The following is a 20,339-nucleotide window of genomic DNA, read 5'->3' on the forward strand; positions in this document are numbered from 1 at the left end:
CCCAAAAGGTAATAAGCAAAATGTATATACAATGTATATGCCAAAATAATTAATGTCAACCTTAGCCACTCGATAAAACGTTTAAGCTACAATAAGCCATCAAGAGCCGCATACCATAAACTTGAATTACAGTTGTGACCCCAACACCGCTACTTACTGGCTCTGCCATTTTTATTTCTCTAGATGTACCCCCCATGAATACGGGGAAAATGGTTACTTTTAAAAAGGTTATTTTGAAATCTTGTATACTCGATAAGCTGCTCCATCTCTAGATTTATCTGCTACTTCAACTTTCCAACCCATTACTTTTAATGAGTTTGTTAACTGAAAGATGTCGTCCCACATACCGAAAACAACAAAGTATTTCGCATTAAATTTGGTAGCTATAGCATCGATTGCTCTTGGATCATTTCCGCAATTCACTAATCGAGTAACTTTGTTTACTTGGGCTGAATATGATGTTTTGAGTCCAACTATATCAACAAGCTTACTATTAGTTACAGTCGAGATGTAACCCGCATCATGAATCAAAATTACATCATTCTTACTGATATTCTCCTTTACCCACTCCCCAACTGTAAAATTTTCATTTTGAGTAAATTGAATAGAAGTATTTAAATTGTGAATGTTTTTAGGGACACTATACAAACCTAGAACTAGCATAAGTAAACTTAGATATTTACTATATTTAGCAACTAAATTTAATGATAAAAAATCAATTAACCCTATAATCGCGAACGCATAAAAAACGTATTGATATCTGTAATTATTGTGATGAATACCACCTGAAAACTCTAACAAATACAATATGTAAAAAATAGAAATAAATGTAAGAAAAACGAATCTTAACCTAGTAAACAAAATTGCTATAAAACCTAGTGAAAGAACTCCCAGGCTTGACAAGAACCTGCCAATACCAGAATTTAACACTCTAATTTTTTCATCTAGTTGCTTACACGACTCAGCAAAAAAGTATGATTTAGCTCCTGCTGTATTAGGTAATATATTTCCAGTCAAAATGATTGCGTAAATTGCGACCATTGCTGAAGCTATCACTAAGATAAAAAATGCTCTTGAAAACTCGCTTTTTTGATTGTTTTTAAAATAAAAAAATGCAGCTCTAACACATATTATCGTGCTTAGAAATGACAATTCAGGTCGTACAAATGGCAATACTGGTAACAATGCAAATGCTAACTTTTGCTGTGGTACTCCATTTCTAAACAAAATTAAACTTATAGTGACTAAAAAGATGAGTAAGCCTGTTTCAAGCCCATTAAAAAACTGCTCAATTACGTATCCAGAAACAGCTGCTAATAAGGTTAGACAGAAACTTGTGACTATATTTTTAGTCGACTTAAATGAATATAAAAAGATTGCTACAAGAAATAATATGTAGCTTAGAGAAGCTATTAAAAATTGACTCCAATTTGTATCAAAAACAAAAGCAATGAGTGTAATTAATCCTACATGCACAATGCTTGTCAGCCCTGAGTTTTTTGCAGAATCTAAAAACACTGACTCGCTTTTAAAGTTAACAAAATTATTAACCGAATGTTGTACTATGTATGCATCATCTAGGGTGTAAACGGGTGTCCATCCCATAAAATAAAGTACATAAATACAAATAATTCCCCCAAGCACCATTGGAATTACTATTTTATTTTTCATAAAATTCAAACTTAATATTTTCAATATGTTAGTAGTTTATAACGGATCTATCACTAAATTGAAGATTAAAGTGCTTTTATCTCAGGAAAGGAGGATTAGAAGTCATGATATTCTTTCGTTTGTGATGTGAAGTTGGTTGTATATCTTGCAACACCGATAGTCACTCTTACCTCATCAACAATGACTCTCCAATAATCAGTAGAAATACCGTTACCCCCCAATAAAATGTTTTAGCCGATATCGCACTTATATGAGTTACATTTCCAACCGCTACCCCATTTACATATAAAGTGATTACTCCTACATTTCTTACAATCAGCAATACAGAATGCTTCAACGTTGTGCATATCAGTAATACGAAATACTTTATTCTTTAACAACTCAGGAATGATCGAGCGCCACATCATGGCAGCATGGTCCATTACGGAGATGTACTCAGGAACTTCAATATCTGTAACTTCAATGAACTCAGGAACATTCGTTTTAAGTGGTCGCTTCCCTTTGTTCCCTAATGTCTTTTTTGTCTCTTGAGGTTTTGGCTTTCTACCTCGCCCTGGTACTGTCGCAACTCCACTCATTTGTCAATACCCCGATTTTTTAATTTCGCGCACGTAAAAATGTAACTTAGGGAGCGGTCATTTCAGAGTAAATTTCTGAACTTTTTGTATCCTACCTCCCATCACGGCGAGCTTTTGCTGTCTTCTCGCGCTGTCTTTTCTTGGTGAGACGGCGAGCATAGCGATTGCAGGTTGTCCATATCATCTGTGCCACCCTGTTCCTTTGAGACAATATGATCGAGATCAGTGGCCATAACAACTTCACCGATTGCGAAGTGTTTTACGCAAAGATAATTATCTCTTTTAAGCACTTGTTCTCTAAGCTTGCGCCATGCATGTCCATAGCCCCGCTCTGTGGTTGAGGTCGTTTGTTCCAATTACTGCGCTTATCTGCATGATCATCATAGAAGCCTTTTTGGCTTCTTGATTTGACTAGGTTTGGACATCCAAACTCTCTGCAAGGTCTGCTCATTCTGTTTCACCTCAATCTTCAGGCATAAAAAAACCCACCGAAGTGGGCGTATTTTTGACAATCAATTTCAATAAACTATTTTATTGTTGTTCTGTTAGCTGATGATAACCTACTTCTGAAAATACTTGTCCAATAAGTATAGTAGATCTCTATCATCTATTTCCTTTTTTCTACTTTGCTCTATTTGCTGCTGATACTCTTCTTGTGAAATTACTCCTTTATCAGGTGTAGTCTCAATGAGCTTCAAATAAGGCTTATTATTTAAAGTTTTATTTTGTGCATTATATTGAGTTTTATCATAAGCGCTCATACCGGATGTCTGAAATACATCTTCAATTCTTTGTGTCATATAATTATAGTTTTGATTTGCCCATTTTGTTTTTAGTTGATTTGATATCTCAAAAAAATCCACACTCTCATTGCTGTCAGTCTTATTATGAAAGTTATCTTCTTTAACAATTAAAATAGATGGTTTTTTTTCGAAAAAATCATCGGCCCTGCATACAGAACTGAAAACCACTAAACTAATAAAAAACAATAGTATCCTAAACATCAAATGTATAGCTCATTACAAACCGTTGGAATGAATAAATTTTATATAAATTTAAAAAAAACCTCCACTCTCTATCATATTCTTTTATTGCTTTTCGGCCTATAAATAGTTTTGTTTAGCTTTGCTTTCGGCAACTAAGACTCCATAATTTTCACTCATAAAAAACCGCCTTAACGGCGGCTTTAACACAACATATTTAAGTGTTATCTATTACTCTGGAATAAAGACCATCTTTTGTTGGGCAACAATCCACTCTGGTTTTCCATCTTTTAGCCAAATTTTTGTTCTTGCCTTATTTGTAAGTAAATGGACAATTTTTCTGTCTAAGTTTTCTAGACCAGTACTCTTATACACTTTGATATGTCTAACATATCCACGTTCATCAATGAAAACTAAAAATTCAATTTCTCTGTATCTATTTTCAAGCTCACTGTTGTACACAGTTATATTTGGCAAATAAACCCAAATGTTCTCATTATTACTTATATCTTTAAAATTAAATTCAACACCATCAATAACTAACTTATCCGTTGAGTAAGGATCTAATTTTTCCACTTTAATATAGTCAACTTGAGTTGCTGCACACCCACTTAAAGATAGGAATAAAGCACAAAAAAACAATTTATTAAGCATGGTTTTTACCAAAATTTTTTCTGATTATATATATTTTTAAATCAAATACTATACTTAAAACCTCAAAAAAATCAGATATTAAAAAATATTTTTGTGAAGTTAGTTCTTTCCAATCTTTATACGAAAATTAGTTGATCCAATGTCTTGTATTTGCATGGTGTAAACAGGCTTTCCGTCTTTCTGATCTTCGTTAATTAATAATTTAACAACTCCATAATTCTTATCACCAGTTATTTCAACTTTGTAAAAGTATGCCGGTTGTTTGGATTCATAAGAACTTGAACCGCCAACAGCTCTAATACTATAGTCGGTAACTTTGCCAAATTCTCTTCTTATCGTATCATCTGTATATATTACAGATTCAACACGCTGAACATTATTCTTATTATTAATCATAGAATGTACTCCCCAAAATATAAGTAAAACTACACTTATGAGAGCAATATTTCTTTTCTTCTTCAAATCTTTAAATTCTATAAACATGAAAGGGAAAAACCTTTTGAAAACATTCAAACAATTTATAAAAATCGTTACCTAATTGTACCCACTACAAAAAAAAGCCCGCATTAGCGAGCTTTTAAATATCTAGTGAACCATTATAATTTCGCTCACTATAGCAGAAATATGTCATATCCTTTGTACAAGGTCAATAGTGAAACGAATTCAACTTTGATATGAATCCTCTTTCTCCTTACTAAACTCAAGAGAATCTTGAATCATGCTATTTGTAATCTGAAAGAGCCTAGTCACTTCTCTAAATACTAATTCATGAAATATTCTATGGTTCGCCCCTGCTTGTTTTGGATTGCATCAAGCATCCCGGCAACATGTTCATTAGCTAATATTTGCACCATTCGCAATTTGCACGGCAGACAAGATAGATCCAAAACAGGCGAACATAAGAATACCTATAACTAAGACCTGAAATAAAAAATATTCTATCGCTAGCTTTTTGTCGCGTTTCCATATTTCTGAAATTTTTATTGCTTCATTTCTTGAAAATTCTAAAAATTGAACACCTTTAACCTTTAGATATAAATAACACTTGTAGGAGTTATTAAATTCTATGTACGCATTGACTATCCAGAAAGCAAATGCGACCCATATAAATACTGTAAATATATAAAATGGAACGTGATTAAATGCCAATTTCAGTACATTCGATTTATATAAAAGAAGAAAAGCAATACCACCAAAAATAGTTTGAGTGAGTATAGTTGTCATGAATTTGTTGTAGGCTTCTCGACCTTCCTCAAAAATAAACATAATTTCTCCTAAAAATCATTAATTTTCATAAATTTAAAGTTATTATGTTTGCAAACATGGAGTAAAGATAATGCTTATTTTTCAACAAAACAATATACTTAATCTTTGATTTTTAATAATATTGATACGATTTTACAACTGATTTTTTACATAGCTTCTGCTTAAATACCAAATATAAAGCGCCAACTTTTCCGAGTCGGCACTTTTTTGTTTACAATTCTCTCAGTTTTTTTATAAAAAATCTTAAGCCGGCGCATTAAAACAATTCAGATTTGTCTCCATCAACTCGCCGTCCGTTGCTCTAACCAACTAAGCTATAGACCCTAAATCACAATGCTAATGATTAAAGATGCCTGATATTAGTCAAATTAAATTACAAACAGATGATTTTATAAAATTATGTTTAGAATCATATTCTTAGATAAATCCACCTGATATTCACAAGCTGAGTAAAGAAAATATTTCCTTGTTTTGATCATTTTAGAGACATCCAAATTTTCCTGTGATCTTAAATTTTCAGCCATATATTTTATATAGAACTCGGATTAAACTGCTGAAATTCATTTGTAATGATAAAGAATATGAAAAAGTTTTTAGGAAAATCTATTTTTAAAGCAACAGGTTGGGAGTACAAAGTCGATCCAACTATCTTGGAAAAAAAGCAAGTTATTATTGGATTTGAACACACATCGAACTTAGATACGATCTTATCTTTAGCTTTATTCGCAATTTTAGAGCTTAAAATTCATACACTCATTAAAAAAGAGCTTTTTAAAGGTCCACTTAAACCAATTCTAGAAAAGCTTGGAGGCATCCCTGTTGATCGTAAAGCAAATAAAGATATTGTTACGCAAATGGTTGACTTATTTAATCAAAATGAAAATTTCAACCTTGTAATTGCCCCGGAAGCAACGCGTGCCAAAGATGGTGAAACTCGAAAGCCAATCCGTACAGGTTTTTGGCATATAGCTAAGGCAGCGAATGTGCCTATCATTCTAATGTATGCAAATGCTCGTACCAAGAAAGGTGGTATTTTAGGGAAAATCTACCCTACGGATCTTCAACAAGACTTAGAAAAAATTAAATCACTTTATGCCGAATATGGAATTGATGTAAAAATTAGCTAAGCTCATTCTTTCGATCAATCTTTGTAAAGTGACGGTGATTTTAAGTTTTGAATATGAAACATGGCTGTTTTCAACAAAACCATCGCTATGCTAATATTCGTGCACTTTTTTAAGTTTTAATTTTTTGGAGTTACTTCCATGGCGGGTCATTCTAAATGGGCCAATATTAAGCATCGTAAAGCTAAACAAGATGCAAGTCGCGGTAAAGTTTTTACTAAGTATATCCGTGAAATCGTAACCGCTGCACGTTTAGGCGGTCCGGACGCAGCCAGCAACCCTCGTTTGCGTGCTGTTGTTGAAAAAGCACTTTCAGTCAATATGACACGTGACACGATCAATCGTGCAATTCAACGTGGTGCTGGCGGTGAAGACAATGATGATTTAAAAGAAGTAACCTATGAAGGTTATGGTGTGGGCGGTGTTGCAGTTATTGTTGAAACAATGACAGATAACCTAAACCGTACTGTACCTGACGTACGTCACTGCTTCTCTAAAACCAATGGTAACTTGGGAACCAACGGTTCGGTAGCCTACCTGTTTACTAAACGTGGTGAAATTTCTTTTGAAGATGTTTCTTTAGAAGACAAAGTCATGGAAGTTGCTTTAGAAGCAGGTGCTGATGACATCGAGATTGATGAAGATAGTATTCTCGTCATCACTAGCCCAGAAAGCTTTGGTGATGTACAAGATGCGCTCACAGCAGCAGGTTTAAAATCGGACAATGCTGAAGTTGTGATGAGCCCATCGACTAAAGCTGAAATCAATGATATTGATCAAGCCAAACAAATCATGAAAATGATTGATATGCTTGAAGATCTAGATGATGTTCAAAACGTTTATACCAACGTTGAATTCTCTGAAGATGTGTTAACGCAACTTGATGCTTAATTCATTCAGAATAGTAGAAAATGCATCTTTTTAGATGCATTTTTTATAGCTTATTTAAAAGTTTATAGCAGTTAAAAACATTGTATTCTTTAATCACAAAGCTAGAGTGAAGCGCAACGACACTATCGATCTTACCAATACGACGTAATAAGATTTCACTATAATCATCCATATTTCGCGCCACCAATTCCAGAATAAAATCAGCACTCTGCCCCGTCACGAGAAATGCATTGGTCACTTCTGGAATATCTTCAATTTCTTGTAAGAACTTATCAAAAGTTTCACTATCGTGTTTACTCAACGAAACCTGCAAAAGAATATGTAGGCTAAAACCAAGTTTATTAAAATTAATTTCTCGCTTGAGCTGCCCCATGACTTGGGATTCAATTAAATTTTTAATACGGCGATGGACTGAGCTGACAGACAGATTTATTCGCTCAGACAACTCATTTAGATTAACATCTTCATGAGTCAAAATTTCTAAAATTTGCTTATCAAAACGATCTAATTCCATCTCACAGTCCTCATTATCAAATTCAGTTTTTATCGGAACTGTTTATATGTTCGTGAATTTTTAAGGGTCAAGGGAAAACATTCGTTTAACTTTTGACGATGTTGCATGGATAACGCAAACATGATTCCGATAAATTTGTGATTTATCTTTGTCCCAAAGCCGAAACAAGACCTTTTGAGCAAATGTTCAACTCATCTCCCAATAGTTGAACAACTTGTTTCGATCCCCATCACACCCTGAAACATAAGATAGCAAAGCACTTTTACAATTATTTCCCTCTTTTCAGTTTTTTTAAAGTAATTTTGGAAATAAATTCTAATATTTCCCATATAAAACGAATTATCTTTTAAATTAGAAAATAATTAGTCATTTATTTCTTACATTTTTATGCAAAATCTTATTTTTTCTCATAAAAAAGCCCTAATTAAAAATTTAGGGCTTTTTGATCACGTTGAATTACATGCCACGCCAATCAACTCTCGCATTGCGCTCTGTTGCATAAATACGTTGGACATATTGCCCTAATGGCAAATCAAGCAAATAGTCATGATATTCTTTTAGCTCACCTGAAAACTGTTCAATATCATCATTTTCCAATTCCCAAGGCGTTCCTTTAATTAATAATAAAGGTGCAAGGATCGAACAAACTGCAATATCAGCCAAACCTAAACGATCACCGACCAAATAACGCCCTTGATTTTCGATCAATTTGAGGTTTAGATCAGTAATCAACTCTGTCATACGTAGTTTGGACTGCGCAATTTTTTCAGGATTCAACTTATAATTAGTCGAGACCAAACTTTTTAAAATCGGTTTAGAAATTTTTTCAAACTGGCGTAAATAGCCTTGCTCACCCATCATAATTTCTAAAGGATGATCGCCAACTGAAAGTGCTTGAGCTAATGACCAACGGCGCACATGAATACCTAGCTCATTTGCAAGTTGATCAATTTCAAGTGCATGTTCACGTAATTGTTCATCACGTCTTAATAAGGCATGCTCAGGATAAGTTGTATCTAAATACAGCGCGATTTGTGTTGAATCAGCAATCCATTGTTTATCATCTTTTAGCATCGGCAACAGATATTGTCCTGACTTAAGATAGGTAAACGCACGGTGAAAACCAGGAATTAAATTATGTGCAACATAGTCCAACTCCTTATGATCTAACAACCAGCGAGCTTTTTCACAATAGTGAGACAAAGGAAATTGGTATAAAACCCGCATAGACTCTCCAAATTTATTTTTCTACTCATGAAACATAAGGTTTTTCATACTTTAGAAGTAAAAGTCCTTCAAGACAATGTCATTTTTGCTTGATATTTTCTAATTTTGGCTAAAAGCCTTTATCAATATTCTTGGTGAGATTATTCATTTATTTCATAGAAATAGCCTTTTTGTGTTGATCAATGCAATATTAAAAACTCTAAGCAACTGTTTTAAATAAATATTCATTATCTATTTTTCTGTTATTTTTCTCATAAAAAATGCTTAAGAATTATTGTGATATCAAAGCCACAACTGATGGTTTAGTAGAAAAGTAAAACTTTTGTAAAGTATCTCTTATCTATTAGAGGTGCTCACATGTCCAGTAATCAATCAGTGATTCAAGTTCAAACACAACTGATTTCAAATGATCAGCAGGCCATCAATGCTGCCTATCAAGTTGCTGACTTTGCATTAGAAGAACGAAATATTCGAGATCAACAGCATATCTTACCCACTGAACAGATTATTCAGTTTAGTCAAAAAGGTCTAGGTGGAATCCGTGTGCCTAAAGAATATGGTGGAGCATTTGTTTCCAATAAAACCTTAGCTCATGTGTTTCGTATTTTAAGTAAAGCCGATGCCAATGTTGGACAAATTCCACAAAACCAATTCGGTCTTTTAAATTTTATTAATATCACTGGTTCAGATGCACAAAAGAAGTTTATCTACGCTGAAATTCTTGCAGGTAAACGCATTGCCAATGGTGGGCCTGAAAAAAATTCTAAAGATACCAAAACCATTCAAACCAAGTTAACGTTGGAAAATGGTCAATACCTTTTAAATGGGGAAAAATTTTACTCTACAGGCACTAGCTTTGCAGATTGGTTAGCGATTCGTGCCTTACATCCAGATGGCTATACCGTATTGGCGATCGTTGATCGACATGCTACTGGTGTTGAAGTGATTAATGACTGGAATGGCTTTGGTCAACGTACTACAGCCAGTGGAACGGTAAAACTACACAACGTTGTCGTTGATCCTACACTATTTTTTGATGAGCGCATTATTGCTGACACCCCAAATGTGCGCGGTGCATATTCTCAGCTATTACAAGTTGCGATTGATGTCGGCATTGCCGAAGCGGCTTTTGATGACACCTTATCCAGCATTCGTAAAGCACGCCCCATTATTGATGCAGGCATAGAAAAAGCCAGTGAAGAACATTACACATTACAAGAAGTTGGTAAACTCAATATCTTGCTCGATGCTGCGATTTTATTACTGGACGATGCTGCTGAATATCTAGATGAACTTGATCAAATCGCTGCAATTTCTGCTGAGCAAGCCGCGCGCGCCTCTATTTTAGTGGCAGAAGCAAAGATCTATGCCAATGATGCTGCCCTGCATATCTCCGAAAAGCTACTCGAACTTGGCGGAAGCCGTGCCAGCCTGAGCCAACACAATCTTGATCAGCATTGGCGCAATGCTCGCGTACATACCTTACACGATCCTGTGCGTTGGAAATTCCATGCTATTGGTGACTATTACCTCAATGATACCCACCCTGCCCGCCATGCTTGGATTTAAGGAGCAAATCATTATGACCTCATACCAAGAATTACAAGGCTTTGCCAAAACCAATTTTAAAACAGCGCATATCATTCAAAGCGATGCAGAAGCACTGGACATTGCTATTCAACTAAGTGAACAGTTTAAACAAGCAGCGGTTGAACGCGATGCCAATCGGAACTTACCTTTCACAGAAATAGAAGCCTATAGCCAATCAGGTTTATGGGCGATTACCGTACCTAAACAGTACGGTGGTGCAGAGGTTTCAAGTCTAACCGTTGCCAAAGTCATCGCTTTATTTAGTGGTGCGGATGGTTCAATTGGTCAAATTCCACAAAATCATTTTTATGCATTAGAAGTACTGCGTAATACTGGTACGGAAGCGCAAAAGAAACGCCTGTATCAGGAAGTATTACAAGGTGCACGTTTTGGTAATGCGCTGGCGGAATTTAAAACCCGTACCTCAGCACATAAACAAACTACCTTAATCCCAAGCGAAAGCGGTTATCTGATCCAAGGAGAAAAGTTTTATTGCACAGGCAGCTTGTTTGCACATCGTATTCCAACTCTAGTGGTTGATGAAGCAGGCAATGAATTTTTGGCTTTTGTACAAAGAGACAGCCAAGGCCTTGAGCTGATTGATGACTGGTCAGGCTTTGGGCAACGCACCACAGGCAGCGGCACAGTAAAGTTTAATCAAGTTTTTGTCGCCAAAGAGGATGTGATTGCTTTTGATGCTGCCTTTAAACAACTGTCTTTGGTGGGGCCATTTGCTCAAATCATGCATGCTGCAATTGAAGTCGGGATTGCCCGTGCAGCCTTTGAAGAAACCCTAGCGCGTGTGCGTGTTGCCCGCCCTTGGATTGATGCCAATATTGAATCCGCCACTCAAGATCCATTCACGCTGTCTGAACTCGGTCGTGTAGCAACTGATGTCAAAGCCAGCGAGTTATTACTTAAACAAGCAGCGCGATCCGTGGATACTGCTAAACATGATCTGAATGCTGAAAACTTAGCCAAAGCTTCAATTGATGTGGCCAAAGTTCGTGCGCACAGTACAGAAACTGCATTAAAGGCATCATCGAAATTGATTGAATTAGCTGGCAGTCGTGGCAGTCAACGTGCTGATGGTCTGGATCGGCATTGGCGTAATGCGCGGGTTCATACCTTGCATGATGCTGCACGCTGGAAATATTACTTCATCGGTAATTATGTGTTGAATGGCATTCTCCCTCCACGTCGGGGGACGCTGTGATGAGTCAAAATCTCCCGAAGAAAATTTTACTGAATGCTTTTGATATGAACTGTGTTGGCCATATCAATCATGGCTTGTGGACCCATCCACGCGATCAATCACACCGTTTTAATGAGCTGAATTATTGGACTGAATTGGCACAAACCTTAGAGCAAGGTTTGTTTGATGGCTTATTTCTCGCAGATATTACGGGTGTTTATGATGTCTATCAGAATGGGATCGATCTGACTTTAAAAGAGTCGATCCAGTTGCCTAGTCATGACCCTTCTACCCTAGTTTCGGCAATGGCTTTGGTGACACAGAATTTAAGCTTTGGCGTGACCGTCAATCTCAGCTATGAACAGCCCTACCAATTTGCACGCCGTTTTGCCAGTCTTGATCATTTAACCCGAGGTCGTCTGGGCTGGAATATTGTCACAGGTTATCTGGACAGTGCCGAACGCTTAATTGGGCAAAAAGGTTTAAAAGATCACGATGCACGTTATGATCAGGCCGAGGAGTTCTTACAGCTTTGTTATAAATATTGGGAAGGTTCTTGGGAAAATGACGCCTTAAAAAAAGATAAACAACAGCGCGTTTTTACTGACCCGAACAAGGTCCACTCAATCAATCATCAAGGGCAATATTACCAAAGCCAAGGTGTGTTTCAGGTCGCACCTTCGATACAACGTACTCCAACTTTGTTTCAGGCAGGTGCTTCGCCGAAAGGATTACAGTTCGCCACGCGTCATGCAGAATGTATTTTTATTGGCGGTGATCAACCTGAAAAGATTCGTCAGCAAGTTAATAAAATACGACTACAAGCACAGCAACAAGGTCGAGATGAAGATGCGATTAAAATCTTTGTCGGTATTACCGTTGTCGTCGCGGAAACACATGAACTCGCCCAACAAAAACTGGCTGAATATCGCCAATATGCCAGCCCAGAAGCAGGTTTAGCGCATTATGCCAGTTCCGTCGGCATTGATCTTGCCAAGTTCGTAGATGATGAAGCGATTCCTTATCAAAAGAGCAATAGCATTGCTTCCGTCATTGAGAAGTTTAAAGAACAGCGCATCAGCAAAAATGATCTAAAAGCACAGCATGTACTAGGTGGACGTTATCCTCTCATCGTCGGTAGTGGCGCAGAGGTTGCAGAATACCTGATTGAGCTGCTTGATGAGACTGGTATTGATGGTTTTAACCTGACTCGTACGGTTGCACCTGAATCACATCATGATTTTATTCGACTGGTGATCCCAGAGTTACAACAACGTGAGCGTTATAAAACCGAATATGCAACGGGTTCACTGCGTAACAAATTGTTTGCCCAAGGCGATCATTTAGCCGCAAGCCATACTGCTGATCAGTTCCGATGTAGAACGCATAACAACACACATGACCTAAAAATAATTGAAGAAATTAGTGCTTAACATTTAAGAAAAGAATTGGAGAAATATATGGCTCAAACAGCCTCTAAGAAATGGCTCGGTATTGGCCTTGTCGTCGTTGTTGCGATTATTGCCTTATTGATTTGGAATAAACAAAGACACAGTAGTAGCAGTGAACTGGTGATTGGGATTAGCCCTTCTTTTGCACATCCACTACAAGTCGCTGCGGATGAAGCCAAACAACAAGGTCTCAATGTGAAATTGGTGGAATTTTCCGATTGGAACACCCCTAACATTACGCTTAGTCATGGCGACATTGATGCGAACTTTTTCCAGCATCGACCCTTCTTGGATAATGCGATTAAGGAAACTGGCTTCAAGCTAAAATCCTTTGCTGCGGGTGCTGCTTCGCATGTTGGATTGTATTCGAAAAAATATAAGAGCTTTGATGAACTACCAAATGGTGCAACTGTCGCCATTCCTAATGATCCAGTGAATCAAGGCCGTGCATTACTGCTTTTACAACAAGCTAAGCTGATTGAACTGAAAGATAGCAACAATCATCTTTCTGCACTAAAAGACATTACTGCAAATCCGAAAAATCTGAAATTTACCGAAGTTGAAGGCCCTCAAACTGCACGTGCCATTGATGATGTTGATTTAGCTTTTGGCTATCCACATTACTTACGTTTAGCCAAAACGGCTGATCCTGAAAGTGCCCTATTGTTTGATGACAATACTAATAAACGTTATGCGATTTTATTTGTGGTGAGGGATGACTATCAGGACAAAGACAACAAACTACAGAAGTTTGTCGAGATTTATCAAAACTCGCCGAAGGTCAAAGCTGCCTTAGATAGCGATTTCGGCCCAACGCTCTGGTTCCCAGGTTGGAAATAAGGAGAACAATCATGGTGAGTTTTGGTTCACAGGTCGATTTTTCAGTTCCCCACCTGAAAATACGCGGTTTAAATAAATATTATGAGGTACAAGGCCAACGCTTACATGCCTTAAAAGACATTAACCTCGATATATCTAAAGCGCAGATTGTCGGCATTATCGGTAAAAGTGGTGCAGGTAAATCATCACTGATCCGTACCTTAAATGGGCTGGAAGCGATTGATACAGGCAGTATTTTGATTCACCAGCAGAATATTGCTGAATTGGGTCATGCTGAACTGATCAAAACACGACAAAAAATTGGCATGATTTTTCAGCACTTTAATTTAATGTCAGCCAAAACCGTGTGGGAAAATGTGGCTTTACCGCTACGTATTGCGGGTTATGACAAGGCCGAAATTGAGCAACGGGTCAGTGAGGTACTGACGCTGGTTGGATTAGCAGCAAAGCGAAATGATTACCCTGCTCAATTGTCTGGGGGGCAAAAACAACGCGTTGGTATTGCCCGTGCCTTGGTTTCTCAGCCTGAAATCCTGCTCTGTGACGAAGCCACCTCAGCACTGGACCCTGAAAGTACCGCCAATATTCTGTCCTTATTAAAACAAATCAACCGAGACCTTGGTTTAACCATTGTCTTGATCACTCATGAAATGCAGGTCATCCAAGAAATTTGCGATCAAGTCATCGTAATTGATCAGGGTGAAATTGTTGAAGCTGGGCAAGTCTGGTCGGTATTTTCCAATCCGCAACAACAAATCACGCAGGAATTACTCAATTTTGAACAAGTGAATTTACCCTTTGAACTGAGCCAATCTGCTGATCAGCACACTACACAGCAGATTTTAAAACTCAAATATGTAAGTGAATCGAAATCGGTTCCTGATCTGTATGAATTGCTGGGCAGTTTTAATAGTCCAGTTCAAGTGTATTACAGTCAAATTGATAGCATTCAGCAGCGTACTATCGGCTCATTGATCATCGGGATTCGCAATCTCGAATTTGACTTAAATGATGCACAATTTGAAAAACATCCTGCCATTACAAAACTTGAGGTGATCGGTTATGTACAATCAACTCATTGATCTATTACTGACAGGCACAATCGATACCTTAGTGATGGTAGGGGTTTCTGCCTTTATTGCCTTTTTGATTGGCCTACCAATTGCCTTAATTTTGGTGAGTACTGCAGATTTTGGGATTTATCCTTCCAAGAAAGTCAATCAATCATTAGGCTGGGTGATTAATATTACCCGTTCTGTCCCTTTCCTGATTTTAATGGTGGCATTGATTCCATTTACCCGCTGGATTGTCGGCACTAGCTATGGCGTATTAGCCGCAATTGTGCCTCTAACCATCGCCGCGATCCCGTTCTTTGCCCGTATTGCAGAGGTCAGTCTACGTGAAGTCGATCAAGGGCTGATTGAAGCAGCACAAGCAATCGGCTGTAACCGCAAGCAGATTCTTTGGCATGTATTGCTTCCTGAAGCCTTGCCAGGGATTGTTGCAGGCTTTACCGTGACCATTGTCACCATGATCAGTTCTTCTGCTATTGCAGGTGCGATTGGTGCGGGTGGACTCGGTGATATTGCCTATCGCTATGGCTATCAGCGTTTTGATATGCAAGTGATGTTAGCCGTGATTTTAGTTCTTATTGTTTTAGTGATATTGGTGCAAAGTACAGGTGATCATATTGCCAAACAGCTTGATAAACGCAAAGTTTAATGTCGAATTGATAATCCGCTCTAGCCATGACTTTGTCATGGCTTTCATGTAAAATCAGCAGCAATTTTTATATAACACATTTGTGAGTGGTTTCATGGGTTTTAATTGCGGTATTGTTGGTCTGCCAAACGTAGGTAAATCTACATTATTTAATGCATTAACAAAGGCAGCGATTGCAGCTGAAAACTTTCCGTTCTGTACCATTGAACCAAATACAGGGATTGTACCTGTTCCAGATTCACGCTTAGATAAACTTGCTGCAATTGTAAAACCACAGCGTATCTTACCGACAACAATGGAGTTCGTTGATATCGCAGGTTTGGTTGCTGGTGCCTCAAAAGGTGAAGGTTTGGGTAACCAATTCCTTGCAAACATCCGTGAAACTGATGCAATTGCGCATGTGGTGCGTTGTTTTGAAGATGAAAACGTGATTCACGTAAATGGTAAAATTGACCCATTAGATGACATTGCAACCATCAATACTGAACTTGCACTTGCTGACCTTGATACTGTTGCAAAAGCATTATTACGCTTAACTAAAGCAGCAAAAGGTGGTGATAAAGAAGCACTTGCAACTAAAGCAGTTTTAGAAAAAATCCAGCCTTTACTTGATGAAGGTAAACCAGCACGTGCCGCTGATCTTTCTGATGACGAACGTAAAGCTGTACGTGGTTTCGGTTTAATGACACTCAAACCAACAATGTATATTGCTAACGTTGCAGAAGACGGTTTTGAAAATAACCCACATCTTGAAGCAGTACAAAAACTTGCTGCTGAAGAAAATGCCATTGTTGTACCACTTTGCAACCAAATCGAAGCTGAAATTTCATTATTAGAAGATGAAGATCGTGCTGAATTCTTGGAAGCGATGGGTATGGAAGAACCAGGTTTGAACGTGGTGATTCGTGCAGGTTATAAACTGCTAGGCTTACAAACTTACTTTACAGCTGGTGTTCAAGAAGTACGTGCTTGGACTGTTAAAGTGGGGGCAACTGCACCACAAGCGGCTGGTGTCATTCATACTGACTTCGAAAAAGGCTTCATCCGTGCTGAATGCGTGGCTTATGACGACTTTATCCAATATAACGGTGAAAATGGCGCTAAAGAAGCTGGTAAATGGCGTTTAGAAGGTAAGACTTACATCGTTCAAGATGGCGATGTTTTACACTTCCGTTTTAACGTATAAATCGATTTTCTAATCTAAAAAACCGCCAATAATGATCTTATTGGCGGTTTTTTATTTGCTCTAATATCACTGCAATTTTAGCAGTTCCATTAACTCAATAATTTTTGCAATTGCTGAGTCACATGTTGACGTGCTTTTTTCTGCTTAAAAACTGCCGGAACATGTAATAAAAAGAATGAATAACGATACTTTTTATGGTCACGTAAGGCCTCACTTAAATAATGGTAGAGTTCTATTGCTGCTTCACGGTGAAATGCCCATAGTGCCTGTTGCCGATACATAACCATATAATAGGCATCATTAGGCCAACTCAATTCATGTTCTTGCCGATAACCACAAGATTCACAAGTCACTCCACCCCGACTTTGCAACGAATTGCATGTGCTCCAAGATGTTGAATCATAGCCTTCTGGCAAGCCTTGAATCTGGTCAATACTGCTCGAAAGATTCGGATAATAAAATGCAGCATGCCAGTACCCACCACAAGAGTCCTGAAAACGCGCATAATCAAAATCTGCATGATACTGAAAATACTCGACATCTTTTTTCAACTGAATCTTCGCCAATCGGGCAAACTCAAAATCCGCGTTGGCCTGACATGCGGGACATCTAATGTTTAGTTTGGAGGGTAATGACCAATATTCGTAGATTCCTGTCATGTGCTTTTTAATTCTGATCGCCACATTTGAATAGAGATAGCTTAACAACTGAATTTCTTTTTTAGAATCTTTAAATCTAATAAATAAAAAAGCCAAGCTTGATTAACTTGGCTTTGTAAATGTCAGTCCAGCTCATCAAGCGACTGTTTGAGGTTTCATATCCATTTCAGCACGTTTCATTTGTGCTTCTTTTAAAATACGTTGATGTAATGATTTACGGAAACCCAGTAAGAATACAAACTCCGCCAAGACGAATAATGGCCCGATCGCTAGACCAATCAGATCATCAACAAAGGCTGGCTTTTTCTTCTCAAAATAATGCCCGATGAATTGGAATACCCACCCCACTACAAAAATAGCAATGCTTGTACCCAACCAACTCCACATCGACAATTCAGCAATTTTGATAGCCAATGGATAAACCAAGACAAATAGAATAAGCATCAAAATGCCAAATAACTTATCTAATGAAAGATAGTAAACGTTACTTAAAACTATGAGTACCATAGCTAAAGTGACCGAAAAGCCAGATATATCAACTGCAGCCCGAGCGCTTAAGCATAGAATAGAAAAAACAATTAATGGAATACCCACAAAATGGGTCACAATATTATTTCTGTCTAAATGATAAGCTGCATACTGACTCAATAGACGTTCCAAATTTGTCATTTTATTTTCCTCAGATCAATTCAGTTATGCTATTAATCTATTAGAAAAATCAAAGTGAAGTTGTCATGTAGCTGACAAATGGATTCATATTTACAAAGGAATGATTGTGTTAGAACATGCATATATCCAGCATTTACAGCAAAATTCTTGGTTTAGTCGCTTAGACAAGCCGTTTCAAGAGTTCATTATTGAGCACAGTAAAAAGCAATCTGTAGAAAAAAATACTGCTGTATTTAATGCCCAAGACAAGTTTGATGGTGTCTATGGTGTTTTAGAAGGCTCTATCAGCTTGGGATATATTGATGTCAATGGTAATGAAGCAATTGCTGCAATCGCAGAACCAATCATGTGGTTTGGCGAAATCTCCTTAATCGACAAACAACCTCGCTCGCATGATGCAATTGCCTTAAAAAGAAGTGTTGTTCTTCAAATTCCTGCCGCCCCCCTGAAGCAACTATTAGATCAACATCCGTATTATTGGTATTACTTTGCTTTGCTGACTAGCCAAAAACTCCGCTATGTGTTTTTAGAGCAAATTGCGATTCAGACCCAAAGCATAACCCAGCGCTTAGCACAACGATTACTCTTTATTTTAGAGGGTTATGGCAATCGATCCAGTATTCAAGATTTGAACATCCATATTTCTCAAGACCAGCTTGCCAATATGCTGACTGTATCAAGACAAACGGTAAATCAAGAACTCAATGTATTTGAAAAACAAGGTGTAATTCAGCTTGGATTTAAAAAAATAGAAGTGTTGAATTTAGAGGGCTTGAGGATGTTGGCATCCTCAGGATTTTTTACGGAATAAGCATGCCAACCAATTAGGCTGGCACACTTTTATTGATTATTGTGTTGGCGGTTCTAAATAAATGCCAATTTTTTCAGCCCTTTTCACCCATAGTTGTCGAGCAAGTTTCTGCATATCTTCTACTTTGTCGCCCTCATCGAGAATCTCAATACCTAGCAATGTTTCAACGACATCTTCTAAAGTTACGACGCCTTTAGTATCTCCAAACTCACCCACGACCAATGCAATATGTTGTCTTTGTTCTAACAAAACTTCCATTAATTTTGATAATGGTGTTTTTGCCATAACCGTAACAATTTCTCTTTTGAAGTCGCTAATTATTCGACTACCCTGACCTTGGTTCTTTGCAACCAATAAATCTTCACGCAAAACAAAGCCGACAACGCTATCCAAGTCTTGATCATAAATCGGCAGTCTTGAAAAATTTGAGCTTTTTGGGGCAGATAAAACTTCATCAACTGTTAAATCTTTTTGTAATGCCGACACTACTACACGAGGCGTCATGACAGTGCTCGCATCCAAAGATTTAAAGAGGAAAAGATTTCGAATGATTTTAGACTCTCGATCATTCAACATGCCTTCTTCTTTACCAATCCCAGCCATCGCAACAAACTCATCACGACTAAACTGATTTGCTTTGGTACCGCCAGAAATTAACTTAGTTAACTTTTCCGAGATCACGATTAAAGGATACATGGCTTTAATTAAGAAATTAACATAAACGCCAGTTGGTCCAGCAAGTTGACGCCAATACACCGCACCTAATGTTTTTGGAACAATTTCCGAAACAAACAGGATGAGTAAGGTCATTACTGCGGAGAAAACACCAAACCAAACCTCACCAAAAACAGACGTTGCTTTTGCGCCTGCACCAATCGCACCGACTGTATGTGCAATGGTATTGACGGTTAAAATAGCAGCCAATGATTGGTCAATATTGTCTTCTTTCAAGCGTCTTAATTGCTCAGCCTTTTTAGGCTTGGTCTCTTTAAGCCTCGCAATGTAGCTTGGTGTGATACTTAATAATGTTGCTTCTGCAATCGAACACAAAAAAGAAAAAAGTAATGCTAAAACGACATACAGCAGTAAAAGCAAAAGATCGCCATGAAAAATGGAAGCGAATGAAAATTGATGAACGGTTTCAGAAATTAAACTGGGAGTATCCATATGCGAACTTGGTTTTTAACCACAGATTCCTTATATAACTTAGGAAATTCATCCTACGGTTTACCCATAACCAAGTCAATTCTTTGGATATATTTTGTATCTATTCTAAAAGATATTGCTATTTTCCCTTTAAAAATAGCA

General features: G+C 37.6%; 21 protein-coding genes and 1 pseudogene. 10 read left to right on the forward strand and 12 right to left on the reverse strand.

The window, feature by feature from the left end:
* Nucleotides 1-228 precede the first annotated feature (228 nt).
* The 7 genes and pseudogenes from ACT4_RS14780 to ACT4_RS14810 all read right to left on the reverse strand — a co-directional run bounded on the left by ACT4_RS14780 (nt 229) and on the right by ACT4_RS14810 (nt 5,152).
* Nucleotides 229-1,671, reverse strand: coding sequence for a hypothetical protein (locus ACT4_RS14780; protein WP_034605267.1), 1,443 nt, complete (start codon nt 1,669-1,671; stop codon nt 229-231).
* A gap of 230 nt (nt 1,672-1,901) precedes the next feature.
* Nucleotides 1,902-2,249, reverse strand: coding sequence for a hypothetical protein (locus tag ACT4_RS14785; RefSeq protein ID WP_007483478.1), 348 nt, complete (start codon nt 2,247-2,249; stop codon nt 1,902-1,904).
* A gap of 101 nt (nt 2,250-2,350) precedes the next feature.
* Nucleotides 2,351-2,700: pseudogene (locus ACT4_RS17665) on the reverse strand (HNH endonuclease).
* Nucleotides 2,701-2,809: 109 nt separating this feature from the next.
* Nucleotides 2,810-3,253, reverse strand: coding sequence for a hypothetical protein (locus tag ACT4_RS14795; RefSeq protein ID WP_034605269.1), 444 nt, complete (start codon nt 3,251-3,253; stop codon nt 2,810-2,812).
* A gap of 210 nt (nt 3,254-3,463) precedes the next feature.
* On the reverse strand, nt 3,464-3,886 hold the full coding sequence (locus ACT4_RS14800; protein WP_007483485.1) for a hypothetical protein: 423 nt from the start codon (nt 3,884-3,886) through the stop codon (nt 3,464-3,466).
* 99 nt (nt 3,887-3,985) lie between these two features.
* Nucleotides 3,986-4,369, reverse strand: a complete 384-nt coding sequence (locus tag ACT4_RS14805) for a hypothetical protein (RefSeq protein WP_252316394.1) — start codon at nt 4,367-4,369, stop codon at nt 3,986-3,988.
* A 351-nt stretch (nt 4,370-4,720) separates the two neighbouring features.
* Nucleotides 4,721-5,152 (reverse strand): hypothetical protein, encoded by a 432-nt coding sequence (locus ACT4_RS14810; protein WP_007483488.1) that lies wholly within the window; start codon nt 5,150-5,152, stop codon nt 4,721-4,723.
* A gap of 581 nt (nt 5,153-5,733) precedes the next feature.
* On the opposite strand from ACT4_RS14810, the gene ACT4_RS14815 reads away from it, so the two are divergent.
* Both ACT4_RS14815 and ACT4_RS14820 read left to right on the forward strand, forming a co-directional pair.
* A complete protein-coding gene (locus tag ACT4_RS14815; RefSeq protein ID WP_374750113.1) occupies nt 5,734-6,279 on the forward strand; it encodes a 1-acyl-sn-glycerol-3-phosphate acyltransferase in 546 nt (181 codons plus the stop codon).
* 138 nt (nt 6,280-6,417) lie between these two features.
* Entirely contained in the window at nt 6,418-7,167 is a 750-nt protein-coding gene (locus ACT4_RS14820) for a YebC/PmpR family DNA-binding transcriptional regulator (protein WP_004653079.1), read from the forward strand.
* Nucleotides 7,168-7,210: 43 nt separating this feature from the next.
* Here the strand turns inward: ACT4_RS14820 and ACT4_RS14825 are convergent, their stop codons facing one another.
* Nucleotides 7,211-7,681 carry an Lrp/AsnC family transcriptional regulator gene (locus ACT4_RS14825; RefSeq protein WP_004661600.1) on the reverse strand — a complete coding sequence of 157 codons (471 nt, stop codon included), beginning with the start codon at nt 7,679-7,681 and terminating at the stop codon, nt 7,211-7,213.
* A gap of 456 nt (nt 7,682-8,137) precedes the next feature.
* The gene (locus tag ACT4_RS14830) at nt 8,138-8,908 is read right to left on the reverse strand and encodes a glutathione S-transferase family protein (protein WP_007483498.1); all 771 of its coding nucleotides are present in this window, start codon (nt 8,906-8,908) and stop codon (nt 8,138-8,140) included.
* Nucleotides 8,909-9,265: 357 nt separating this feature from the next.
* On the opposite strand from ACT4_RS14830, the gene ACT4_RS14835 reads away from it, so the two are divergent.
* The 7 genes from ACT4_RS14835 to ychF all read left to right on the forward strand — a co-directional run bounded on the left by ACT4_RS14835 (nt 9,266) and on the right by ychF (nt 16,892).
* On the forward strand, nt 9,266-10,477 hold the full coding sequence (locus ACT4_RS14835) for an SfnB family sulfur acquisition oxidoreductase (protein WP_007483500.1): 1,212 nt from the start codon (nt 9,266-9,268) through the stop codon (nt 10,475-10,477).
* A gap of 13 nt (nt 10,478-10,490) precedes the next feature.
* Nucleotides 10,491-11,714: an SfnB family sulfur acquisition oxidoreductase gene (locus ACT4_RS14840; protein WP_007483502.1), complete on the forward strand. Its 1,224-nt coding sequence runs from the start codon at nt 10,491-10,493 to the stop codon at nt 11,712-11,714.
* Entirely contained in the window at nt 11,714-13,126 is a 1,413-nt protein-coding gene (locus ACT4_RS14845) for an LLM class flavin-dependent oxidoreductase (RefSeq protein ID WP_007483504.1), read from the forward strand. Before ACT4_RS14840 ends, ACT4_RS14845 begins: the two co-directional genes overlap by 1 nt.
* Before the next feature lie 27 nt (nt 13,127-13,153).
* On the forward strand, nt 13,154-13,984 hold the full coding sequence (locus ACT4_RS14850; protein WP_007483506.1) for a MetQ/NlpA family ABC transporter substrate-binding protein: 831 nt from the start codon (nt 13,154-13,156) through the stop codon (nt 13,982-13,984).
* Between the two features lie 11 nt (nt 13,985-13,995).
* On the forward strand, nt 13,996-15,066 hold the full coding sequence (locus ACT4_RS14855) for a methionine ABC transporter ATP-binding protein (RefSeq protein ID WP_007483508.1): 1,071 nt from the start codon (nt 13,996-13,998) through the stop codon (nt 15,064-15,066).
* Nucleotides 15,047-15,706: a methionine ABC transporter permease gene (locus tag ACT4_RS14860; RefSeq protein ID WP_007483509.1), complete on the forward strand. Its 660-nt coding sequence runs from the start codon at nt 15,047-15,049 to the stop codon at nt 15,704-15,706. The genes ACT4_RS14855 and ACT4_RS14860 overlap by 20 nt, the downstream gene beginning before the upstream one ends.
* 94 nt (nt 15,707-15,800) lie before the next feature.
* Nucleotides 15,801-16,892 (forward strand): redox-regulated ATPase YchF, encoded by a 1,092-nt coding sequence (ychF, locus tag ACT4_RS14865; RefSeq protein ID WP_004878859.1) that lies wholly within the window; start codon nt 15,801-15,803, stop codon nt 16,890-16,892.
* Nucleotides 16,893-16,981: 89 nt separating this feature from the next.
* Here ychF and ACT4_RS14870 read toward each other — a convergent pair whose 3' ends face one another.
* Together ACT4_RS14870 and ACT4_RS14875 are read right to left on the reverse strand one after the other, a co-directional pair.
* Complete coding sequence (locus tag ACT4_RS14870) at nt 16,982-17,551, reverse strand: hypothetical protein (protein ID WP_034605276.1); 570 nt, start codon at nt 17,549-17,551, stop codon at nt 16,982-16,984.
* Between the two features lie 135 nt (nt 17,552-17,686).
* Complete coding sequence (locus tag ACT4_RS14875) at nt 17,687-18,220, reverse strand: DUF962 domain-containing protein (protein ID WP_007483514.1); 534 nt, start codon at nt 18,218-18,220, stop codon at nt 17,687-17,689.
* Nucleotides 18,221-18,326: 106 nt separating this feature from the next.
* Here ACT4_RS14875 and ACT4_RS14880 point away from each other — a divergent pair, with 106 nt between their 5' ends.
* Nucleotides 18,327-19,031 carry a Crp/Fnr family transcriptional regulator gene (locus ACT4_RS14880; RefSeq protein ID WP_007483516.1) on the forward strand — a complete coding sequence of 235 codons (705 nt, stop codon included), beginning with the start codon at nt 18,327-18,329 and terminating at the stop codon, nt 19,029-19,031.
* 36 nt (nt 19,032-19,067) lie between these two features.
* Here the strand turns inward: ACT4_RS14880 and ACT4_RS14885 are convergent, their stop codons facing one another.
* Nucleotides 19,068-20,198, reverse strand: coding sequence for a CNNM domain-containing protein (locus ACT4_RS14885; RefSeq protein WP_004878856.1), 1,131 nt, complete (start codon nt 20,196-20,198; stop codon nt 19,068-19,070).
* Between the last annotated feature and the right edge of the window lie 141 nt (nt 20,199-20,339).

The organism is Acinetobacter sp. NBRC 100985 (assembly GCF_000241225.1).
Classification (GTDB): domain Bacteria; phylum Pseudomonadota; class Gammaproteobacteria; order Pseudomonadales; family Moraxellaceae; genus Acinetobacter; species Acinetobacter venetianus.